Annotated in this window: 1 pseudogene; it reads left to right on the top strand. The window is 65.7% G+C overall.

Going from position 1 to position 350, the window contains the following annotated elements:
* A pseudogene (locus tag AZG88_RS06380) lies at nucleotides 1-350 on the top strand (hypothetical protein); the annotation flags it as partial.

The following is a 350-nucleotide window of genomic DNA, read 5'->3' as shown; positions in this document are numbered from 1 at the left end:
CGGACGTTGATGAAGTTGAACCAGCGGGAAGGGTTCGACTGTCCGGGGTGTGCGTGGCCGGAGACTCCGGGGCACCGCAAGCATGCGGAGTTCTGTGAGAACGGGGCGAAGGCGGTGGCGGAGGAGGCGACCACCCGAACGGTGACGCCGGAGTTCTTCGCCGAGCATTCGGTGTCGGATCTGCTGGGTCGGACCGAGTTCTGGTTGGGGCAGCAGGGCCGGTTGACGCATCCGATGGTGTTGCTGCCGGGGTCGTCGCATTACGAGCCGATCGGCTGGGATGCGGCGTTCGCGATGATCGCCGGCGAGTTGCGGGCGTTGGCATCACCACACGAGGCGGTGTTCTACAC

It is taken from the genome of Rhodococcus sp. LB1 (genome assembly GCF_001583455.1).
In the GTDB taxonomy this organism is placed as follows: domain Bacteria; phylum Actinomycetota; class Actinomycetes; order Mycobacteriales; family Mycobacteriaceae; genus Rhodococcus_F; species Rhodococcus_F opacus.
This window is presented reverse-complemented; position numbering and strand designations above follow the sequence as displayed.